This window comes from Neobacillus fumarioli NBRC 102428 (genome assembly GCF_001591485.1).
Classification (GTDB): Bacteria; Bacillota; Bacilli; order Bacillales; family Cytobacillaceae; genus Neobacillus; species Neobacillus fumarioli.
The window spans coordinates 1-610 of sequence record NZ_BCUZ01000274.1; the positions used below are offsets into that span (position 1 = coordinate 1).

Here is a 610-nt window from a genome sequence, read left to right on the forward strand (position 1 = left end):
CACGGCGTAAATTTGATGAGGCATTAAAAGTACTGCCTTCTTCAAAGCGAATGACGTCAGGCGCAGCAGCAATGGAAGGCCTCCATTACTGTAACCAACTTTTCCGCATAGAGCGGGACCTTATAGAGTTATCACCCGAAGAAAGATATGAAAAACGATTAGAACGCAGCAAGCCAGTCTTGAATGCTTTTTTGGCATGGCTAAAAATACAAGAGCAAAAAGTATTACCAAAGAGTGCTTTAGGTCAGGCAATCACCTATTGTCTCAACCAATGGGATAAATTAGAGGCATTCCTTGAGGATGGGCGTTTGGAGATTGATAATAATCGAAGCGAACGCTCTATCAAGCCCTTTGTGATTGGGCGTAAAAACTGGCTTTTCTCAAATACACCGAGAGGTGCCAAGGCCAGTGCAATCATTTATAGTATTGTGGAGACAGCCAAGGAAAATGGTTTAAACCCATATTATTATCTTCGCTATCTATTTGAAAAGTTACCCAACATTGATTTGACAGATAAAAGTGCCCTGGATAAAGTACTTCCTTGGTCAACAACACTCCCTATCGCTTGTATAGATTTTAAAAACTTACCTAAATAATAACGCGATCCCCA

Annotated in this window: 1 protein-coding gene; it reads left to right on the forward strand. The window is 40.8% G+C overall.

All coding sequences use genetic code 11. From position 1 onward, the window contains the following. On the forward strand, nucleotides 1-596 hold a 596-nt coding region (gene tnpC, locus BFU02S_RS16140; RefSeq protein WP_066372828.1), incomplete at its 5' end, for an IS66 family transposase. Nucleotides 597-610 lie beyond the last annotated feature (14 nt).